This window comes from Agromyces sp. NPDC127015 (assembly GCF_042725165.1).
In the GTDB taxonomy this organism is placed as follows: domain Bacteria; phylum Actinomycetota; class Actinomycetes; order Actinomycetales; family Microbacteriaceae; genus Agromyces; species Agromyces chromiiresistens.
Map to the genome: position 1 here is coordinate 351019 of NZ_JBHXDI010000004.1, position 20396 is coordinate 371414.

A 20396-nucleotide genomic window follows, 5' to 3' on the forward strand; every position below is an offset into this window, starting at 1 on the left:
TCAGCGCCCCCGTTCGAGCACGTCGAGCAAGTAGGCGCCGTACCCCGACTTCACGAGTGGCTCGGCGCGCTCGCGCAGCCCATCGTCCGAGAGGAATCCGCGCCGCCAGGCGACCTCCTCGGGCACGCCCACCTTCAGCCCCTGCCGCCGTTCGATCGTGCGCACGAAGTCGCTCGCGTCGTTCAGCGAGTCGGGCGTGCCGGTGTCGAGCCAGGCCGTGCCGCGCGGCAGCACCTCGACGGCGAGGCGCCCCTGGCGAAGATAATGCGCGTTGACGTCGGTGATCTCGAGCTCCCCCCTGGCCGAGGGCACGAGCCCCGCGGCGACCTCGACGACCGAGCTGTCGAAGAAGTAGAGACCCGGAACCGCGTAGTTGCTCTTGGGCACCACAGGCTTCTCCTCGAGCGAGATGGCGCGACCGTCGGCGTCGAACTCGACGACGCCGTACGCCGTGGGGTCGGCAACCCAGTAGGCGAAGACCGCGCCGCCGTCGAGGCCGGCGAACCGTGCGAGCTGCGAGCCCAGGCCGGGGCCGTAGAAGATATTGTCGCCGAGTACGAGGGCGACGTCGTCGTCGCCGATGAAGTCGGCCCCGATCGTGAACGCCTGCGCGAGGCCTCGCGGTTCGTCCTGCACGGCATACTCGATCGAGATGCCGAACTGCGACCCGTCGGCCAGCAGGCGGTGGAACTGGGCGGCATCGTGCGGCGTGGTGATGACCAGCACCTCGCGGATGCCCGCGAGGATCAGGGTCGACAGTGGGTAGTACACCATCGGCTTGTCGTAGACCGGCACGAGCTGTTTCGAGACGCCGAGCGTGATCGGGTGAAGACGACTGCCCGATCCTCCGGCGAGGATGATTCCCTTCACCCGTCCATGATGGCCCATCGCTGCCCGCCATCGTCGACGTGGTTCGCGGGGTCAGGCGTCCGACGGCGCGGATCGCCCGACTGTGGCGACCCAGGCAACCCCGGCACCCGAGATGCGCAGCGCGACCTCGTCGGGGGTTGCGTAGAGAGCCCGACCGCGCTCGAGCGGCGTCCGGCTCCGCGCTCCCGAGAGGTCGAGCGCCCCTGCCTCCGCGAGCACGATGGCAGGGCCGTGCAGCTCGAGCGTCGATGCGCCCGCGCCCGGCTCCGCGCGGTACAGCTCGAAATCGGCAACGCCGGGGCGGTACGCGCTCACGTCGGCCGAGACGTCGACGGCGGCGAGCCGGGGCGGCGCCATCGGCGTGAAGTCGAGCACGTCGACGAGCTCGGCGACGTCGATGTGCTTGGGCGTGAGCCCACCGCGCAGCACGTTGTCGCTCGCGGCCATGAGCTCGATGCCGAGGCCGTCGAGGTAGGCATGGATGTTGCCGGCGGCGAGGTACAGCGACTCTCCGGCCCGCAACCGCACGCGGTTGAGCAACAGCGAGATGACGATGCCGGGGTCGCCCGGGTAAGCTTCGGCGAGCACGCCGACCGTCTCGAAGGACCGGGCATACGGTGACGCCGCCGCCTCGGTCGATGCGGCGAGCGCGACGACGCGCTCGATCACCCAGCTCGCCTCGCCCGAGTCGCCGCCGCGGCCGTCGCGAAGCAGCCATTCGACGGTCGCCCGCAGCGGCTCGGGTTCGGCGAGGTGCGCTGCGAGCAGGTCGAGCGCGCCCGGCTGCGGGTCGGCCGATGCGGCGTCGGCGGCACGCAGCACCGCGAGCACGCCCTGCACCTCTTCGAGCGGACGGAAGCCCGAGAGGGCGTCGAACGTCTCGCTCACCGCGACGATGAGCTCGGGCTTGTGGAACCCGTCCTTGTAGTTGCGGTCGTAGGCGTCGATCGCGACGCCCTCGGCCTCCTCCCGCGCGAAGCCGGCACGCGCCTGCGCAGGCGTCGGGTGCGCCTGCAGCGACAGCGGTGCACCCGCGGCAAGCACCTTGAGCAGGAACGGCAGTCTCGCACCCTGAGCGGCGAGCTCGGGCCCCAGCGCGGTCACCGGGTCGGCGGCGATCCAGTCGGCGAGGTCGGCGTGGCCGACGGATGCCGCATCGACGATCTTCGACGGCGAGCCGGCGTGCGCACCGAGCCAGAGCTCGGCCTCGGGGTCACCCGACGCAGCGCGCCCGCGGTATTCGGCGATCGCGGTGCGCGAGCCCCAGGCGTAGTCGCGCGGGGTGTTGTCGATCGTCACGAACATCCGTGCGTGGTCCTCTCGTCGGCGTGGTCCCACACTATCGAGGGGTCGGCCGGTCGGTGGGCCCCTCGGCCCGCGGTGTCGGTTCCTCCCGCTGGTCGAGCGCACTCCGATCAGCTCTTAGACTCGATTGCCCCCGATTCCAAGACCGAGGATCACACGACCCAGATGTCCAACACCGCCCATCGCCGCATCGACGAAATCGAAGGCATCCGCGGCCTCGCCCTCATCCTCGTCGTGCTCTTCCATCTCTTTGGTCGGGGACGCGTGTCGGGCGGCGTCGATGTCTTCCTCTTCGTCTCGGGGTTCCTCCTGACGCTCGCGATGCTGAGGAGTCATGTCTCCGGGCGTCCTCAGAACCTCCGGCGCCGATACGAGCGAATGGTCATGCGGTTGACTCCGCCGGCTCTGCTGGTGCTCACCGCGACGGTCGTGATGACCCTCGCCGTCCTCCCCGCATCGACTTGGACGCAGACGGGACACGAGATCGTGGCCTCGGCCCTGTACTACGAGAACTGGGAACTGATCTCCTCGCAGCTCGCCTACGGGGCGGCCGGGCCGTCGACGAGTCCCGTCCAGCACTTCTGGTCGCTGTCGGTGCAGGGTCAGTTCTTCCTCGTCTGGCCACTGCTCCTCGCTCTCGTTCTCCGTGTCGGCGGCCGGCGGTCGTGGACGACGCATCTCGTCGCGGGGATCGTGTTGCTGATGACGGTCGCCTCCTTCATTTACGCGTGGTCCCTCAACGCGTCGGAACCCGCTGTCGCCTATTTCGACTCATTCACGAGGTTCTGGGAACTCGGTGCTGGCGCGTTGCTCGCGATCGCCTTCAGCCACGTGAACCGGTTCTCGACCGCTTGGCGGGTCGCACTCGGTTGGACCGGGGCCGCTCTGATCATCGCTTCGGGCTTCGTGCTGGACGGTGCGCAGCAATTCCCGGGCCCGGCCGCACTCATCCCGGTCGCCGGAGCCGCACTCATCATCGTCTGCTCGGGCAGCCCGACGCGCCTTGGCGTCGATCGCGCGCTCGCCACTCCGCCGGTCCGCTGGCTCGCGCGGATCTCGTACCCGCTCTATCTCTGGCACTGGCCGATCCTCATCGCGTACCTCGCGGTCCGTGGCTACGACGGCGTCGGCATCCTCGGGGGCGCGTTCGTGCTCGCTGCCGCGATCCTGCTCGCCTGGCTGACCCAGCGATTCGTCTCCGAACCGGTGCTCGAGGTCGCGAACCGGCGGCCTCGGAAGCGTTATCCGATTCTCGCGCTCGGGGCCGCAGCGACCCTCACGCTCATCGTCACGACCGGTGCCGCCGCTGTTCAGCAGTCGCAGAGCGAGACCCTCACCGCCGTCTCCGAAACCGGCTCGGACTATCCCGGAGCGCTCGTACTCACGGACGGCGCCTCGACCCCCGAGAAGGTCGACCCCGCGCCCGATGCGTCGATCGCCTTCGACGATCTCCCCGAGGTGTACCAGGAGAAGTGCATCCAGAACTACCGCGACACGGCCGAATTCGCCATCGTGAAGACGTGCGCACCACGAGGTGACGCCGACTCACCGCTCGAGATCGTCATGGCAGGCGGATCCCACACGCAGCAATGGGCGGACGCGATGACCACGCTCGCGGAGCGCCACCACTGGCGGTTGACGATCATTGACAAGGACGGATGCCGTCTCAGTCTCGATGAGAAGAATCCGAACGCGAGCTGCGTGGCATGGAACAAGGCGGCGATCGACGAGATCATCCGGCTGCAGCCCGACGCCGTGTTCACCGTCTCCACGAAGACGTACCTCGATCAGGCCGAACTCGTCATCGCGGGGCAGGTCGAGGCGTGGAAGGCGCTCGATCACGCCGGGATCCGCGTCGTGGGTGTGCGCGACACGCCACGGTTCCCATGGCGTATTCCCGAGTGCCTCGAGCAGCACGCAGCAGCGCCTGCGGAGTGTGGACTCGAGCGGAGCAGGGTGTATGCGGCCGAATCTCCGTCACGTTCGATGCCGGATCTGCCGGAATCGTTCGTCGAGGTCGACGTCGCGGACGGCTTCTGCTCGTCCCGCTGCGAACCGATCGTCGGAAACGTCACGGCGTATCGCGACGACGACCACATGACCGCCTCGTACTCGACTACGCTCGTACCGCTGTTGGAACGCGAGTTGGAGAAGTCGGCAGACTTCCTCTTCGGCTGAACTTCTGCGCCCGATCGCGGATGCTTGGGGTTCGAGTCAACTGGCCGGCGTCCCACGCCATCCGGCGTCAGCGTATTCGAACTGGAGCCTCGAGCGACGACATGACAGATTCCGTTCGGCGGAGCCGAGGTGGCTACGTCATCCGCCTCCCGGAGCGCCTGAAGCGTGCGTCGCGTCTGCGAACGTTGCGGGTCGCCGCCACACTGCTCGCCGGCGTCTCCGCCGTCGCCGCGCTGAGTTCCTCCCGGCTCCATCCTTCGGTCACCGGGGCCGCGCTGGTCGGGCTGGTCACCTGCAGCACGATCCTGGCGATCGGCGGCTTCCTCTCGGAGCTGGAGCTCCGCAGCATGACGGTCCCGCGCATCGTCGTCCTCGCTGGCGTGCTCGGCGTGGCATCGACGCGACCGGAGCTCACCTCGATCGCGGTAGCCGTCCTCGCGCTGGCGCTCGAAACGGCCGCGTTCCGGAGCGCCGCGAGCCTGCGCCCGTTCGCGGCCGGACTCGATGGCTGCAGCACACCCCGCCCCCGGACGTGGCCCGTCATCGCCTCGGCTCGAGTCGGACTGCTGTGCGCCCTCGCGACCATCCTCGGGGTGAGCTGGCCGATGGTCGCGGTGCTCGCGCTGGTGCTCGGCGGTGCGAGCCTGCTGCTGTCCGCCGGCCAACTGGGCGCCGCATTCCTCGCCCGTCGACGCCAGGCCGAGGCTCGCGAGCGCTTCCGCCCCGAGCTGCAACGGCTCGCCCCGAAGTTCGCGGTGCACTGGGACGCGCCGACGGGTACCGCCTACCAGCTGACGATGTGGATGGATGAACTGGTGGGCATCGGCGAACCGTTCGTCATCGTCGTTCGCAATCAGGAGGGATTCGACGATGCGGCGACCGCCGCCGGCCCCGGCGGTCCACCGGTCGTCCTGCTGGAGCGACATGATGAATTGGACGATCTCATCGTGCCGTCACTGATCGCGATCTTCTATGTGAACAATGCTCCGAGCAACACCAATTGCACTCGATTCTCGAATCTGTGGCACGTCCAGCTCAACCACGGCGACAGTGACAAGGCCCCCAGTTACGCCCCATCCCTACGTCAGTACGATCGCAACTTCGTCGCCGGACCAGCTGCTGCTCGCCGATTCGCCGATCACGCCGTGGAGACGACGACGGACTACTTCCGGATCGTCGGGCGTCCGCAGCTCGCCGACGTCGTGCGCGTCGAGGAGGCGCGCGATCATCCGACGGTCGTGCTGTACGCGCCGACGTGGGCCGGATTCAACGCCGACACGGCCGTTTCGTCGTTGGGGTATGGGCGGGCGATCGTGGAGGAACTGCTTGCTGCCGGCGTGACGGTGCATTTCCGCCCTCACCCGCACGCGCTTCGCGTGGCGAAGACGGCGGAGGACGTCCGCACCATCGACGGACTCCTCCGGAACCATCGGGACCGCACCGGCACGGGTCACCGCCTCTCGGTGGAGTCCGCACGACTTGACCTCGTGGAGTGCTTCAACGACGCCGATGCGCTGATCACCGACGTATCGAGTGTGCTCACCGACTTCCTCGCGTCCGCGAAGCCGTACGCCATCGCGATGTCAGCATCGGACAGTGACGCGCAGACACTTCCGCTCGCTACCGGCGGCGTCGTCCTGAGCTCCGGCCACCCTGGCCTTCATGCCGGAATCGAAGCACTCCTCGGGCCGGACCGCCATTTCGCCGCACGCGAGCGCCTCTGTCGCGACTATCTGGGGCCCGACCCCGGGTCCGCCGCGTCGATCCTCCGAGATGAGGTTCGCACACTGCTCGCAGGTCCGAAGCGACCGGCGAACATGCGTTAGCATCACTGCGGCCCCGATGATTCGGTGTCGACAGCTTAGGAGCCGAATGTCCCCGAAATTCTCACTGGTCAGCGCCGTGTACAACGTCGAACCCTATCTGCAGGAGTTCTTCGAATCGCTCGTTGACCAGTCGATCGGGTTCAGCGGCATCGACGTCGTCCTCGTCGACGACGGATCCACCGATGGGTCTCTCGCGGCCTGTCGCCGCTTCGCGCAGCTCCATTCGAATGTCACCGTCCTGACGCAGCCCAATCAAGGTCAGGGGGCGGCCCGCAATGCCGGCATTGAGATCGCCTCGGGCGAATGGGTGACATTCGTCGACCCCGATGACGTGCTGGATCAGGCATACTTCGAGCAGATCGCCGCAGTCATAGCCCGAGAAGACGCCCATGACTGCGAATTCTTCGCCGGCCACACCATCATGTGGCACGAGGCCGCCGGAACGCGCGTGGACAACCACCCCAATGCGTTCCGATTCATGATCGGCGACTCGATCACCGATCTCGAGACGCAGCCGAACTTCATCCACGGACAGGCGCCGCTCAGCTTCTTCCGGTTGGAACGGATTCGGCGACACGAGTTGTCATTCGACGACCGGCTGCGCACCCGATTCGAGGACGGGAAGTTCGTCGCGGAGTACCTCCTCACACTCGACAGACCACTGGTCGGACTCGCTGCAGGCGCGCACTACCACTATCGCCGACGGGCGGACGGCAGCTCGAGCGTCCAGGGGGCGAGCAGCGACGAGCGGACATACGCGACGGTAGCGCGGTTCGGCTATCTGCCCCTCGTGCGCGAGGCCGTTCGCACGAATGGACGAGTGCCGAGGTGGCTCCAGACGCTCATCGTCTACGATCTGCTCTGGCTCACGAAGGTGGAAGCCGCCGAGCATGCCGCGTCGCGTGCAACATCGACGGCCGTGCTCGAGCAGTTCCTCCTCGATGTTGCCGAGACGATGGCGAACGTCGAGCAGGAGACCGTGCTCGGCTTCGATCTGATGCACTTCGATCCCGAAATCAAGTGGGCGCTGGCGCACGGATTCGACGCGGCTGCCGTCTCACCCATCTACGCGGACGCGGCGGATGACGCTCGCGGGCTCGTCCGCCTGCGCTACCGCTACCGCGGTGACCGACCCTCGGAGCTCGTCCGGATCCAGCGAACGATCGTTCACCCGCGGCACGCGACTGAGCGTCGCGTCGTCCTCTTCGGCCGCGAGTTCTTCACTGAGCGGGTCCTCTGGGTCAGTGCGCACGACGTCATCCGGATCGACCTGGACGGTCGAACCCGGCCCATCTTCTCGTTCGAATCCCCGGGATCGCTCTTCAAGCTTCGCAACGACGCGATCATCGCGTTGCGGCGCCGGCGTATCAACCGTACGCCGAAGAAGTTCCGCGTCGAATCATCGGCGACCCGACTCGTCGCCCGCTCCATCCGTGACGGACTCCGGCGCATACGTCACGCGCTCCGGAAGCGCTCACTCAGCGACACGCTGGTATCGCTCGAACTCCGCGCGCCGTGGAACAGACGCAGGTTCTACGATGCGTGGGCACTCATGGATCGCGAGTGGGATGCCAATGACAGCGCCGAGGAGTTCTACCGATGGCTGCGCGTCGAACACCCTGAGATCAACGCCTGGTTCGTCGTGAGCCGAGACACGACGACGTGGTCCCGCCTGAAGGACGACGGCTTCCGGCTCGTCCCGTACGGGAGCCGACGATATCGGATACTCATGCTCATGGCCTCGGAGCTCATATCGAGTCATGCCGATGCGCCGATCGTGAGTCCGTTCGGAACCCGATACGGACCGCCACGGTGGCGATTCACCTTCCTTCAGCACGGCGTCATCAAGGGAGACCTCTCGAACTGGTTGAACCCGAAGCCGATCGATACGTTCGTCGCCTCGACTCCGGACGAGTACGGCGCCTTGACCGGGGTGGGGCCATACCGCTATTCGACCCGTGAGGTACGCCTCACGGGGCTGCCGCGATTCGATGCGCTGAAGCGGCGGAGCGAGGCTCTGCTCGAGTCGGAGATTCGCAACCTGCTCATCGCGCCGACCTGGCGGAAGTACCTCTCCCGCCCGCTCGACGTCCGGTCGCAACGCCACCAGCGCGTAGACGGATTCATGCAAAGCGAGTTCGCACGAGCCTGGACGGCTCTCCTGCATGATCCTGCGCTCCACGAGTTCGCTGAGTCCAGGAAGCTGGGCATCGTCTTCCTTCCGCATCCCAACCTCTCGGAGTACATCTCGGAATTCGACCTTCCGGAGGTCATCAGCACCAAGAGCTATGAGGCGGACGATGTCCAGGATCTCGTCACGCGGTCGGCGGCGCTCATCACCGATTACTCGTCGATCGCCTTCAACTTCGCCTTCCTCGGCCGGCCCACGCTCTACTTCCAGTTCGATGAGGCGCGCTATTGGAACGAGCACACCGAGCGCCGTGGATACTTCGATTATCGTGAGCACGGCTTCGGCCCGGTCATCGCCAGTCCGACAGAGGCCGCAGGTGGGCTGGCCTCCATGTTCGAAGGCCCGCTGGCGCACCGTTTCGCCGACCGAATCGAGCGTGCGTTCCCATTCCGAGACGGCCGGAACAGCGAGCGAGTCTACGATGCCGTCATCGACGCCGGTCGACCGCTCACCTTCACGCAGTCGACGCAGCCGTTCCGGCCGGATACATCGGGGTGATATCGAATCGAACGGGGACGAACCGGTTCGGATGACGTCGTACCGTGACACGGTGGTCTCCGGCGGTCAACTCCATGCTCGTCGGCTCGACCCAACTCGGCTCAGCCAGTTCGATGGCGTAATCGATCGGCCCGACGCTGCCGCGTGCAGCGAGGATGAACGTGCCGATCTCGAGGTCGTCGATCGGGAGTCGAGCCCTGAACCCGCCATCCGGGGTCCGAATCAGCGCCACCGGTGTTGATCGAGGCTCAACGGCTTCGTCGACGTCCTCGCGCATCAGAATCTCGAGGTTCATCGGCGTGTCCGCAGGGGTGTCGTGCAACCAGATCCGTCCGGAGACGATGATCGCGCCATCCGCGGCGTGGATCGTGTCGAGGACGTGGTCCACCCTGACGCCTGCAGGCTCAGTCGTCCGCGATCGCTCGGGGAGGTCGATCGGAAAGTCGTAGACCAGGCCGGCTGTCGTGGGGCCACTGAAATAGCGGGCTGGCTCGTATCCGCCGGCATCGCGGAACGCAAGAAGGTCGGCATGACGGTCCTCCGCGAGAAGGGCCAGTGCGGCGCGTCGTGAGGCCGTCACCTCGGTCCACACGCCCGTCGGTTCTCGGTCGCGAAGGTGGAGGAGCGCGCCCCGCAACAATCGCCAGTACTCGGCATCGGCGATCGCGTCATTGTCGAGGTACCAGTGCATGTGCGTCTGGTAGACGGTCCAGTACCACCCGCGAATGACGGCTTCGGAAGTCCGTCCGGCTTCGAACGCAGCGAGCGTCCGCATCCACGCGGCGACCCGCTGGCGGAGATCGACGAGCTCTTCGGGACGCTGGCTGATCGACGATCGATCGCTTCTCCGACGGTAGTCGTACGTCACCGTGTCGAGCACGTCGATCGACGTCGCGGCCAGCATCAACTGGGCGATGAGGGGCTGATCCTCGTAGATCGCGTCGCTTCGGAACCCGAGTCCCGACTCGTCCCAGAAATCGCGACGGAACACCTTTCCGCAAGGGTAGTTGTTTCGGAGGAGCTTCGGCACCGACTCCAGCGTGGTTCCGCTGAGGGGCCGGGCGTTCACCTCGCCCACCCATTCCGGCACCCATGCATCGTTCTCGTCGAACCGTCGGAATGCCCCGACGGCCACCTGCGATCCAGTCCGCTCGGCGGACTCGATCAGACTCGACAAGGAATCCGCGGGCAGCACGTCGTCCGAGTCGAGGAAGGCGAGATACCGCCCTCTCGCCCGACCGATCCCACGGTTCCGTGCCGGTCCCGCACCGGCCGCTCGCTGGCGGAGGACGCGGATCCTCGGGTCGCCGACTGCTTTGCGGAGCGCTCGCCAGTACGTGCGATCCGTGGACCCGTCGTCCACGACAATCACCTCGAGATCGCGGAACTCTTGCGCGAGCACCGAATCGAGGGCATCGTCGATGTACTCGGCGGTGTTGTGCGCAGGAACGACAACGCTCACGATCGGGTGCGTCGGCCGGAACACCGCAGCGCACCGTACGACGATCGAGGAGGCGGCCCGCCCCACACGGGATACCGTCGCGCGCCCCGTCACCGCGACGGCCATTGCTTCGAACGCATCCCCCAAGGCTACCGGCCCGTCAGAACCCGTCGCCGCCTCGGCTGCGACGGAACCGCCGCCTAACCGGGTGCCCGATCACTCACGCCTGCCGACGATCCGGATCGCACCACGGCACGAAGCGCCGCTGCAATTCGGCGGACGCCACCCCTTCGACGCGACGTCTGCGGCAGGTCGACGGTCGGCGCCCAGTAGTCCGATCGTTTGACCGTCGACGCATCCAACTTGTAGTACGGCTTCACCAGCGAGAGGTGGGGGCGTTCCCATGCCGTGTTCCGCTTCACGACGCGAGCGGGGTTTCCAGCCGCGACGCAATTGTTCGGGAGGGACTTCGTGACGATGCTCCCGAACCCCACCACCGTCCCGGAACCGACCTGCGCACCGCCGAGCACCGTCGAGTTCACGGCGAGCCAGACGTGGTCGCCGATCGTGATGTCCTTCGAGCGATTCACCCGCCTACCACTGGCGACATCGAAGATCGGGTGTCCGTCATCGGCCCGCAGCTGCACCCCGCTCGCGATCATGGTGTCCGCGCCGATCGAGACCGTCGTGCCTTCGGTCGCGGAGATACCGCACGTCGCCGTCGTCGACACGTTGTCGCCGATCAGGACGCGCGAGTCCTCGCCGACGCGAACGGTCGCACTGAACGCGGGAACCCCGCGGCTCGATCCGACCTCCACGATGCCGTTACTGCAATTGAACTCGACAACGAATCTTCCGAGGCTCGCCGTCCGTGCGACCGTGAGGATGTTGTTCGAACCGGAGAACACGATCTTCACGTTCTCGAGCGAGGGACCGGCGTAGTCGATCCGGTTCCCGTCGGAGTCGCTATAGGGCTCAAGCTTCGTAAGTACGACCATGTAGCCAGATTAGGCGGTCGAACGATGCCACCCGCTCGCTCCCGGCAAGAGGCGCCGGCGGAACTTGTACGCTGTCCCCATGACTCACGCACGCCGCAACGCGCTTACGAGCGCATACGCGACGTTCGCGATCTTCACCCTGCTCGCCGGGCAATTCTGGCGCAACCTGCTGGGCTGGTGGGGCTTCGGCATCGTCGCCGCGCTCGTCATCATCGGCGCGGTCTGGCTCATCATCGCCGTGAAGCCCGATTGGACCTGGCGACGGGTGCCCAAGTCGACCCTCGTCTTCCTCGTCATCGCGACACTCTCGATCGCGTGGTCGTACTACCCCGGCGCATCCGCGCTGGGCGTTGCGCTCACCCTCGCGACGACCTTCGTCGGCGTCGCGCTCGCGCTCTGCCTCCCGTGGCCACGACTCATGCGCTCGTTGGGCTCGGCGCTGAAATGGCTGCTCGCTCTTTCGCTGCTCTTCGAGTTCTGGGTCGCGGCGTTCGTACGCCAGCCGCTGCTGCCGAACTTCCCCGACTTCGATGCGAGCACCGAGAAGCTGCCGATGGCGTTCTACTGGTCGCGCGCGCTGCTGTTCCACGGCGGCCCCGTCGAGGGCATCGTCGCGAGCCGCAACCTGCTGGCGATGGCGTCCCTGCTGGCCATCATCGCGTTCGGGACGATGCTCGCCTCCGGCGCCATGCGGCGCGGGAGCGGCATCTTCTGGCTCATCGTGGCGGGCGCGACCTTCGCCCTCACCCGGTCGGCCACCGTCATCCTCGTCGCCGTCGTCGTGGCCGTCGCGCTCGGGTTCGCGCTGTGGGCGCGGCGCGCCGGACCCGACCGTCGGCGCGGCGTCTACTGGGCGGCCGGCGGCGCGCTGGTGGCATCCGTCACGGTGCTCGTGGTGTTCTGGAGCCGGTTGCTCGAACTGTTCGGCAAGGGAGAAGACCTCACCGGCCGACTCGACATCTGGAACTCGGTGATCGGCATGATCACCGAACGGCCGTGGTTCGGGTGGGGCTGGGTCGGCTACTGGAACCCGTTCGTCGAGCCGTTCACGGACCTCGCGGTACGTAAGGGCGTGACGTACCTGCAGGCGCACAACGCGTGGCTCGACGTGTGGATGCAGATCGGCATCGTCGGGCTGCTGGCGTTCGCCGCCATCGTGATCGGCGCACTCTGGCGATCGTGGTTCCTCGCGGTCGACCGGCCCATGGATGCCTCGGGGCGGGCGCGCCCCTATTCGGCTGCCGCGCTGCTGCCGGTGCTCCTGATGGTCGCGCTCCTCGGGCAGAGCCTCGCGGAGAGCCGGCTGCTCGTCGAAAGCGGATGGGCGCTGCTCATCGCGATCGCCTGGGCGACGAAGCAGCGGCAGTGGAAGCCGGAGCCGCTCGAGGCGGGGGTCGACCGACGACGCCTGCCGAGTGGGATGGGTTTCGAGACGTCGCTCCGCTCCTCCTCGACCAGCTCGTCGGAGGGCGACGCTTGAACTGGGCCGCGGTTCGCGAGTTCGTCGGATCGGCGCGGTTCGCCCAGGCGCTCGCGCTCATCGCGATCGGCCTCGCGTTCTCCACTCACGCAGTGCGCTCGCTCATCGGTTGGCCCGGCCTCCTCGCCGCGCTCGGCGGGCTGCTCATGCTGTGCGCGGCCTCGCTCGTGACTCGATGGCGGGCGATCGAGTGGTACGGCATCCTGCCGCTCACGATCCTCGTCTTCGTCGGCTGGAGCGCGGCGTCGGTGCTGTGGAGCAATGCCCCGCTCGCCTCCGGCGTACGGGTCGCCTATCTCGTCGCGTATGCGGTACTCGGTGTCTACGTCGCGCTCATGCGCGACACGATCCAGATCGTGCGCGCATTCGGCGATACGTTCCGGCTGCTGCTCGGCGCGTCGCTCGCGCTCGAGGTGTTCGCCGGCGTCCTCGTCGATCAGCCGATCCGGTTCCTCGGCGTCGAGGGGAACATCGCCGCCCTGGGACCGATCCAGGGAATCTTCGGATCGCGCAACCTGCTCGGCTTCGTCGCACTCATCGCGCTCATCACGTTCATCGTCGAGTGGCGAACGCAGATCGTGTCGCGCACCCGCACGATCTTCTCGATCGTGCTCGGGGCGCTGTGCATCGTGTTCGCCGGCTCGCCGACCACGTGGATCGCGCTCGGAGCGGCACTGGTCGCCCTCGCCGCACTCTACGGTCTCCGCCGTGTGCCCGAACAGAGCCGCTGGCGATGGCAGCTCGGACTGCTCGTACTCGTCGCCGCGGCACTCGTCACGGGCTGGATCCTGCGAATCCGCATCATCGAGCTGCTCGACGCGCGCGCCGAGTTCGATGTGCGGCTCGACCTCTGGCGCGAGCTCTCGCGCTACTTGAGCCTGAACCCGCTGCAGGGTTGGGGCTGGGTCGGAAAGTGGCCCGATGCCCCGCCGTACACCTGGCTCGAAGCCGGTGTCGGTCGGCCGCACGAATCGGCACTCAACGCCTACTTCGACGCGTATTTCCAAGTCGGCGTCATCGGCGCGCTCGCATTCGCCGCGCTCATCGGCGTCGCGCTCGTGCGCTCGTGGCTGCTGGCCTCGAACCGTCGCAGCGTCGTCTACCTGTGGCCGGCACTGGTCCTCGTCGCGATCGCGGTGACGAGCGCCGCGGAGAGCTTCGCGCTCTACGAGGGCGGCTGGATGCTCGTCGTGATCTGCGCGGTCAAGGCCGCCCGCGACATGAGCTGGCGCGACGCGCTCAAGCGAAGCTGAACGACCGCTGCGAGAGTTCGGCGTTCTCGCGGTCTCGAGGCGAATAGAATCGTCGAGATGTCCAAGACCGATCCCGTCGACCTCTCGGCGTTCTCCGTACCCGGGTCGGGGCGCGGCATACTCGACGTCTTCGGCTACCGCTACCTGCTCCGGCTGCTCGTACGCAAGGGAATCCTGACGCGCTACCACGGCTCAGTGCTCGGCTGGGCATGGTCGTACGTGAAGCCGACCGCTCAGTTCTTCATCTACTACATGGTGATGGGCGTCTTCCTCGGCCTGAATCGCGGCATCGAGGGCTTCCCGATCTACCTGTTCTCGGGCATCGTCGTCGTCAATCTCTTCAACGAGGCGTTCGGCAATGCGACGAAGTCGATCGTCAACAACAAGGCGCTCGTCAAGAAGATCTACCTGCCGCGCGAGCTCTTCCCGATCGCCGACGTGTTCATCGCGTTCGTGCACTTCCTGCCGCAACTGACGATCCTCGTGATGGTCTGTCTCATCGCCGGCTGGGTACCGACCGTGGTGCAGCTCGGCGGAGCAATCCTCGCGATGCTGATCGTGCTACTCATCGCCACCGGACTGGGGCTGTTCTTCGGCTCGATCAACGTGTCGTACCGCGACTCGCAGAACCTCGTCGAACTCATCCTGATGTTCGCGACGTACACGTCGCCGGTGCTCTATTCGTACGAGATGGTGCAGGCGAAGCTGCCGCCCCTGGTCTACGACATCTACATGCTGAATCCGCTCACGTCGGCGGTGGAACTCTTCCACTCGGCGTTCTGGTTCCCGACGACCTCCGAGACCGCCAATCGGCCCGAGCATCTCTGGCTGTTCGCCGGCATCTCGATCGTCGTCGCGCTCGTCATGCTGCTCGTCGGGCAGTTCGTCTTCCGCAGGCTGGAGGGTCGCTTTGCCCAAGACCTCTGAGCTCGAACCGCCGCGCATCATCGTCGAAGGCGTTCGCAAGACGTATACGCTCCGGCACACGCACTCCTTCAAGGAGACGTTCGTCGCGTGGCTCAAGCGCAAGAAGACGTCGACCTCGTTCGAGGCGCTCAACGGCATCGACTTCACGGTCGGCGAAAGCGAGGCTGTCGCCTTGATGGGCTACAACGGCTCGGGCAAGTCGACCCTGCTCAAGCTGGTCTCCGGCGTCCTGCGTCCCGATGCCGGCCGTATCCTCACCCGCGGCCGCGTCGCCGGGCTCATCGAAGTGGGCGCGGGCTTCCACCCCGATCTCTCGGGTCGCGAGAACGTCTACCTCAACGCGGCCATCCTCGGCATGTCGAAGGAGGAGATCGAGGCGCGCTTCGACCAGATCGTCGAGTTCAGCGAGATCGGCGAGTTCATCGATACGGAGGTCAAACACTATTCCTCCGGCATGTTCGTACGCCTCGCGTTCTCGGTCGCCATCCACACCGAACTCGACATCCTGCTCGTCGACGAGGTGCTCGCCGTCGGTGACGCCCCATTTCGCGAGAAGTGCAAGGCGAAGATCCGCGAACTCGTCGCGGCGGGCAAGACGCTGTTCATCGTGAGCCACGATCTCGGAATGATCGCCGACATCTGCTCGCGCGGCATCGTCATCCGTCGAGGCGAGATGATGTACGACGGCCCGGTCGCCGAAGCCATCACCACCCTCAAGGGCAGCAGCCGTTGAGGCGGGCGAAGACGCACGCGGTCGTGCTCGCCGGCGGCGTCGGCGTGCGCGTCGGGCTCGGCATGCCGAAGCAGCTCATTCGAATCGCCGGCAAGGCGATCGTCGAGCACACGCTCGAGGCGCTCGAGGCGAGCCCGCTCATCGACGAGGTGCTCGTCATGATGAACGCGGGGTCCATCCATGAGCTCGACCACCTCAAGTCCGACCCCCGGTTCACGAAGCTCACCGCGGTGCTGCCCGGCGGTGAGACGCGGAACGATACGACGAAGCTCGCCCTCGACGCCCTGCCTGCAGACGGCGACGCAAAGGTCCTGTTCCACGACGCTGTGCGCCCGTTCGTCGACGAGCGCATCATCGAGGACTGCGTCGCGGCGCTCGACGAGTACGACGCGGTCGACACCGCGATCGCCTCAGCCGATACCATCATCGAGGTCGACGAGCATTCGATCATCACGGGCATCCCGGCGCGCTCGCGCCTGCGCCGCGGGCAGACCCCGCAGGCGTTCCGACTCTCGACGATCCGTCGGGCGTACGAGCTCGCCGCGGGCGACCCCGACTTCGCCGCCACCGACGATTGCGGCGTGATCTTCAACTACCTGCCCGACGTCCCGATCAAGGTCGTCGCGGGCACTGCCGAGAACATGAAGGTCACCGAGCCGCTCGACATCCACATCGCCGACAAGATCTTCCAGCTGCAGACCACCTCATTGACCGCATACGCAGCCGATGGAGCCACATCGCTCGATCTCGCCGGGAAGGCTCTCGTCGTGTTCGGTGGCAGCTACGGCATCGGCGCGAGCATCGCCGAGCGTGCGAAGGCTGCGGGTGCCCGAGTGCATTCGTTCAGCCGGTCGGCCACCGGCACCGACGTCACCTCGCGCAAGCAGGTTCGCCGCGCGCTGAAAGCCGCGGCCGCCGAGGGGCCGATCGATTACATCGTGATCACGGCAGGGGTCCTCTCGATCGCGAACCTCACCGATACATCGAAGAAGCGGCTCCGGAACACGCTCGAGACGAACCTGCTCGCCCCGGCGAAGATCGCCCAGGAGGCGTACCCGTACCTCGAGGCGACGAAGGGCCAACTGCTGCTCTTCACCTCGAGCTCCTACACTCGCGGCCGTGCCGGCTACAGCATGTACTCGGCGACGAAGGCGGGCGTCGTGAACCTCACGCAGGCCCTCGCCGACGAGTGGGCAGAGTCGGGCGTGCGCGTGAACTGCCTCAACCCGCAGCGCACCCGCACACCGATGCGGATCAACGCGTTCGGCGAGGAACCGACGCACACACTGCTCGACCCCGAGCACGTCGCCGTCGTATCGCTCCGCCTCCTCGACTCAGAGCTCACCGGCCAGATCGTCGACGTTCGGGTGTCCGCGGCGAAGCACTGACGTGGTCTGCCTCGTCTCGATGCGCGGGACTACTCGACCGACGGGAAGGGTCGACCCTCCGTCTTCGCATCACCTTGCGCACGCAACCGCTCGAACACGAGGTCGTAGAGCTCGGCGATCCGCCGCGAGTCGACGCGCAGTTCGTCGATCTCGGCGCGCAGTGCGTCGATTTCGCCGTGCAGCCGAGCGATCTCGGCCGACTCGGGCACGGCCGGGCCGCGGCGCTTGAGCTTGCGCAGTGCCGCTTCGAACCGGTTCACCGTGCCTCCTCCCGGACCGCCGATGCGGCCACCTTCGTACTGTAGAGCCTGACGGTTGCGACCGTGCGCGGTCCGGCCGCCGTCTTCCGCATCTGCCTGGCCTCGACTGCGCACCCGAGTCCGAACGCGGATGCCTCGTCGCGGAGCCATCTCAACGGCAGGTGCCACGTGTCGGGCCGGTCGTGGTCGTAGACGAACGACGCGTTCACGGAGAACGAGGCGAGCGCGACCGAGCCGGCGTCGATCAGGGCGCGCAGCAGGAGGAACGTGTTCGCGCGGGCCTCTCGGGTGAGGGTGTGCAGCACGTTCGACAGCAGGAAGTGCCGAGTGCCGCCGACGGCGAGCTCGTCGGCGATGAAGTCGAGCACTGCCCGCCGGTCGGCGAGGTTGAGGCGATGCACGGCGAGGTCCGCGCGCGACGACGCGGCGGCGAGTGCCGCGCGGGCGTAGTCGACCGCGACGACCCGGCGGCCCGCGGCCGCGAGCGATTCCGCGAGCTCGCCGTCGCCGCAGCCGAGATCGATGACCCGGTCGCCGGGCTTCGTCGCCGCGAGCAGCCGCTCGACGTCGCCGTACCAGTGGCGAGAACGCCCGAGCCTGATGTGACGCTCCCAGAAGTCGCGGTTCAGGTCGTAGACGCCGAACCAGTTCTCGAAGCGCCGCCGAGTGGACGACGGGGTGCGGAAGCGGAACGACGGGTCGGGCGTTCGCCACCCCTTGCCGTAGCAGAGCGCGAGCCAGGCGTCGCCGTCGGCGACCGACGGCACCGGCACGCCCTCGAGCGTCACCTCGCCGAGCGGCAGGAGCGACGCCGGTGCGAAGGTACCGCGCACGGCGATCGGCTGGTTGTAGACGCCTCGGTCGTGGAAGCCGAGGAAGAGGTCGACGTGGACCGCCGATCCGACCTCGTCCTGCAGGCGAGCGTCGCCGGCCGCCTCATCGGCGAAGAGGACCTGGAGGTGCGCGTCGCTGTGCCGGATCACCTCGTGGCCGCGGGCACGGATCCGGCGCTCGAGCTCGTACGACGCGATCGAGACGTCGGGCGGAGCGACCTCGCCGAGGTAGACGAGCAGGTCGATGTCGTCGTCGTGCGCGAGGATGCGCCCCTCGCGCACGGCACCGAGCAGCGTGCCGCCCGTGATGGCCGCGGTATAGCCGAGGTCGGCGAGGTCGGCGAGCACCGTCTGCATCGATCGCGTGAGCCGTCGGTGCAGTTCGTCGGAGGGGGCGTCGGTCAGCTTGCCCCACTTGTCGATGACCTGCCCGGCCGCGACGAGCTGGGCGAGGCCGACCGCCCCGGGCTTCGCCGGCCACGAGTAGCGGCCCTCGGCGAGCGCGAGGCCGTTGCGCTGGTCTCGCAGCACGACCGTGCCCGCTCCGTTGATGTGGTTGTGCAGCACCGTGGGCCAGCGCACGTGCGCGGCGCGGCCGGCTGCCTCGGGCACCTGCGTGGTCCACAGCTTCCGGCCGTCGATCTCGACGTCGACCATGCGGCCGATCGCGGGCGAGTCGAAACGCACCACGAGGCCTCGTCGACCTGCCCTGAGCGATGCGCGCCGGGCACCGCGTCGGAAGAGGGTCACGAACACGCTTCCTTCGGGTCGGCGGACAGTTGGCCAGGGGATGTCCCGAGTCTATGCGAACGCGTGCGATCCACCCATCCGCGATCCGTTCGCGACGCCGCCCTCTTCTGGGGGAGAATAGCCGGGAACGCGCACGACACACCCGGGCGCCGACTGCCCGAACCCGATCGCAAGGAGGTCGCGCGCGTGAAGACGAAGACCGCGCTGCGCTACGCCGGCGGCTACGGCCTGTCAGTGGCGATCAGCGGCGTGGTGAGCCTTGCGGTCATCCCGGCGATCATCGTCGCCGCGGGAGCCGATTCGTGGGCGACGATCGCCGTCGCCCAGGCCGTCGCGGGCTTCGCCTTCGTCTTCGCCGTCTATGGATGGGGTGTCGTCGGCCCGACCGAAGTCGCCGCCCGCCCCGACGTCGAACGAGGCGCGTACTACTTCGACTCCCTGCTCAGCCGCGTCTGGCTCTGCCTCGTGATCGTGCCGATCGCGATCGTGGTCGCCGTCGCGATCGTCGACGGCGACGCGCTGCTCGCCGCCCTCACGGTCGCGAGCGGCGTGCTCGTGGCTCTCGGTGCCGGCTGGTTCTACGTGGGCGAAGCGAGCCCGATCCGCTTCTTGCTCATCGACACGCTCCCCCGCATCGCGGGCACCGTGATCGGCGCGATCGTGCTCATCGCGACGGGCGACGTCATCGCGTTCGCCGCGCTGCAGCTCGCCGGCGTCGTCGCATCGGCCGTCATCGCGAACTGGAACATCCTCGCCCGCTACCGCGGGTGGCGCTTCGGCCTCTCCCCGGTGCGCGCCGTGCGAAATCTCGCCGGGCAGGCGAGCCCCGTCGCGATGAGCGCGACGGCGGCGGTCTACGTGAACGTGCCGATCGTGCTCATCGACCTGTTCCTGCCCCAGGCGACCGCCGTGTACGCCCTCGCCGAGCGCATCGTGCGCCTCGCCCTGTACTCCACGCGACCGGTCGTGCAGATCGCCCAGGGCTGGGTGCCGAACCCCGTTCCCGAGGTTCAGTCGGCGCGCGCGCGGCGCGTCACGCTCATCGCGCTCGGCCTCGGCGGGCTCGGCGGCCTCGTCTACGCCGTCGCCGGCCCGTGGATCGGAGATCTGCTCTCGGGCGGCACGCTCGCGATCCCGATCGATCTCGCGATCCCGATGGCGGTCAACCTCGCCGCGATCCTCGCATCCCAGTTGACCGGGTTCGCCTGTCTCACGGCCTTCGGCCTCACCCGCGCACTCGCGACGAGCACGATCGTCGGCGCGGTCGTGGGCACACTGCTCATGTATCCCCTGCTGCTCTGGATCGGCGCGCCGGGCGTCGCCTGGGGGCTCGCCATCGCCGAGCTCTGCGTGCTGGGCGTGCAGCTCGTGACGCTGTCTCCCAGACTTCGCCGAACCGAACCAGTAGGCTCGTAGTCGCGCCGGGGGCCGCGGCGCGATCCCACGAGAACCACACGGAGCACCG

15 protein-coding genes are annotated in these 20396 nt (G+C 67.4%); 9 read left to right on the plus strand and 6 right to left on the minus strand.

The window, feature by feature from the left end:
* Both rfbA and manA read right to left on the minus strand, forming a co-directional pair.
* Positions 1-870 (minus strand): glucose-1-phosphate thymidylyltransferase RfbA, encoded by an 870-nt coding sequence (rfbA, locus tag ACFWGP_RS13830; protein ID WP_275506601.1) that lies wholly within the window; start codon positions 868-870, stop codon positions 1-3.
* 51 nt (positions 871-921) lie between these two features.
* Entirely contained in the window at positions 922-2169 is a 1248-nt protein-coding gene (manA, locus tag ACFWGP_RS13835; protein WP_376931159.1) for a mannose-6-phosphate isomerase, class I, read from the minus strand.
* On the opposite strand from manA, the gene ACFWGP_RS13840 reads away from it, so the two are divergent.
* From ACFWGP_RS13840 to ACFWGP_RS13850, 3 genes are all read left to right on the plus strand, one after another.
* Entirely contained in the window at positions 2053-4353 is a 2301-nt protein-coding gene (locus ACFWGP_RS13840; RefSeq protein WP_376931160.1) for an acyltransferase family protein, read from the plus strand. The genes manA and ACFWGP_RS13840 overlap by 117 nt on opposite strands.
* A 101-nt stretch (positions 4354-4454) precedes the next feature.
* Entirely contained in the window at positions 4455-6179 is a 1725-nt protein-coding gene (locus ACFWGP_RS13845; protein WP_275506598.1) for a CDP-glycerol glycerophosphotransferase family protein, read from the plus strand.
* A 46-nt stretch (positions 6180-6225) separates the two neighbouring features.
* Entirely contained in the window at positions 6226-8868 is a 2643-nt protein-coding gene (locus ACFWGP_RS13850; protein WP_376931161.1) for a CDP-glycerol glycerophosphotransferase family protein, read from the plus strand.
* On the opposite strand, the gene ACFWGP_RS13855 is transcribed toward ACFWGP_RS13850, so the two are convergent.
* On the minus strand, positions 8825-10435 hold the full coding sequence (locus ACFWGP_RS13855) for a glycosyltransferase family 2 protein (protein ID WP_275506596.1): 1611 nt from the start codon (positions 10433-10435) through the stop codon (positions 8825-8827). The genes ACFWGP_RS13850 and ACFWGP_RS13855 overlap by 44 nt on opposite strands.
* Before the next feature lie 74 nt (positions 10436-10509).
* Positions 10510-11307, minus strand: a complete 798-nt coding sequence (locus tag ACFWGP_RS13860; protein WP_275506595.1) for an acyltransferase — start codon at positions 11305-11307, stop codon at positions 10510-10512.
* Between the two features lie 79 nt (positions 11308-11386).
* On the opposite strand from ACFWGP_RS13860, the gene ACFWGP_RS13865 reads away from it, so the two are divergent.
* From ACFWGP_RS13865 to ACFWGP_RS13885, 5 genes are read left to right on the plus strand one after another with little or no spacing between them, the layout of a single operon-like run.
* Positions 11387-12787 (plus strand): O-antigen ligase, encoded by a 1401-nt coding sequence (locus tag ACFWGP_RS13865; RefSeq protein ID WP_275506594.1) that lies wholly within the window; start codon positions 11387-11389, stop codon positions 12785-12787.
* Positions 12784-14040 (plus strand): O-antigen ligase family protein, encoded by a 1257-nt coding sequence (locus tag ACFWGP_RS13870; protein WP_376931162.1) that lies wholly within the window; start codon positions 12784-12786, stop codon positions 14038-14040. The genes ACFWGP_RS13865 and ACFWGP_RS13870 overlap by 4 nt, the downstream gene beginning before the upstream one ends.
* 57 nt (positions 14041-14097) lie before the next feature.
* Positions 14098-14967 (plus strand): ABC transporter permease, encoded by an 870-nt coding sequence (locus ACFWGP_RS13875; protein WP_376931163.1) that lies wholly within the window; start codon positions 14098-14100, stop codon positions 14965-14967.
* Positions 14951-15700, plus strand: coding sequence for an ABC transporter ATP-binding protein (locus ACFWGP_RS13880; RefSeq protein WP_275506591.1), 750 nt, complete (start codon positions 14951-14953; stop codon positions 15698-15700). Before ACFWGP_RS13875 ends, ACFWGP_RS13880 begins: the two co-directional genes overlap by 17 nt.
* The gene (locus ACFWGP_RS13885; protein ID WP_275506590.1) at positions 15697-17088 is read left to right on the plus strand and encodes a bifunctional cytidylyltransferase/SDR family oxidoreductase; all 1392 of its coding nucleotides are present in this window, start codon (positions 15697-15699) and stop codon (positions 17086-17088) included. Before ACFWGP_RS13880 ends, ACFWGP_RS13885 begins: the two co-directional genes overlap by 4 nt.
* A gap of 29 nt (positions 17089-17117) precedes the next feature.
* Here ACFWGP_RS13885 and ACFWGP_RS13890 read toward each other — a convergent pair whose 3' ends face one another.
* Complete coding sequence (locus tag ACFWGP_RS13890; protein WP_275506589.1) at positions 17118-17348, minus strand: hypothetical protein; 231 nt, start codon at positions 17346-17348, stop codon at positions 17118-17120.
* Positions 17345-18871 carry a methyltransferase domain-containing protein gene (locus tag ACFWGP_RS13895; RefSeq protein WP_376931164.1) on the minus strand — a complete coding sequence of 509 codons (1527 nt, stop codon included), beginning with the start codon at positions 18869-18871 and terminating at the stop codon, positions 17345-17347. Before ACFWGP_RS13895 ends, ACFWGP_RS13890 begins: the two co-directional genes overlap by 4 nt.
* Positions 18872-19117: 246 nt before the next feature.
* Between ACFWGP_RS13895 and ACFWGP_RS13900 the strand changes: the two genes are divergently transcribed.
* Positions 19118-20347 carry a lipopolysaccharide biosynthesis protein gene (locus tag ACFWGP_RS13900; protein WP_275506587.1) on the plus strand — a complete coding sequence of 410 codons (1230 nt, stop codon included), beginning with the start codon at positions 19118-19120 and terminating at the stop codon, positions 20345-20347.
* Positions 20348-20396: the final 49 nt, after the last annotated feature.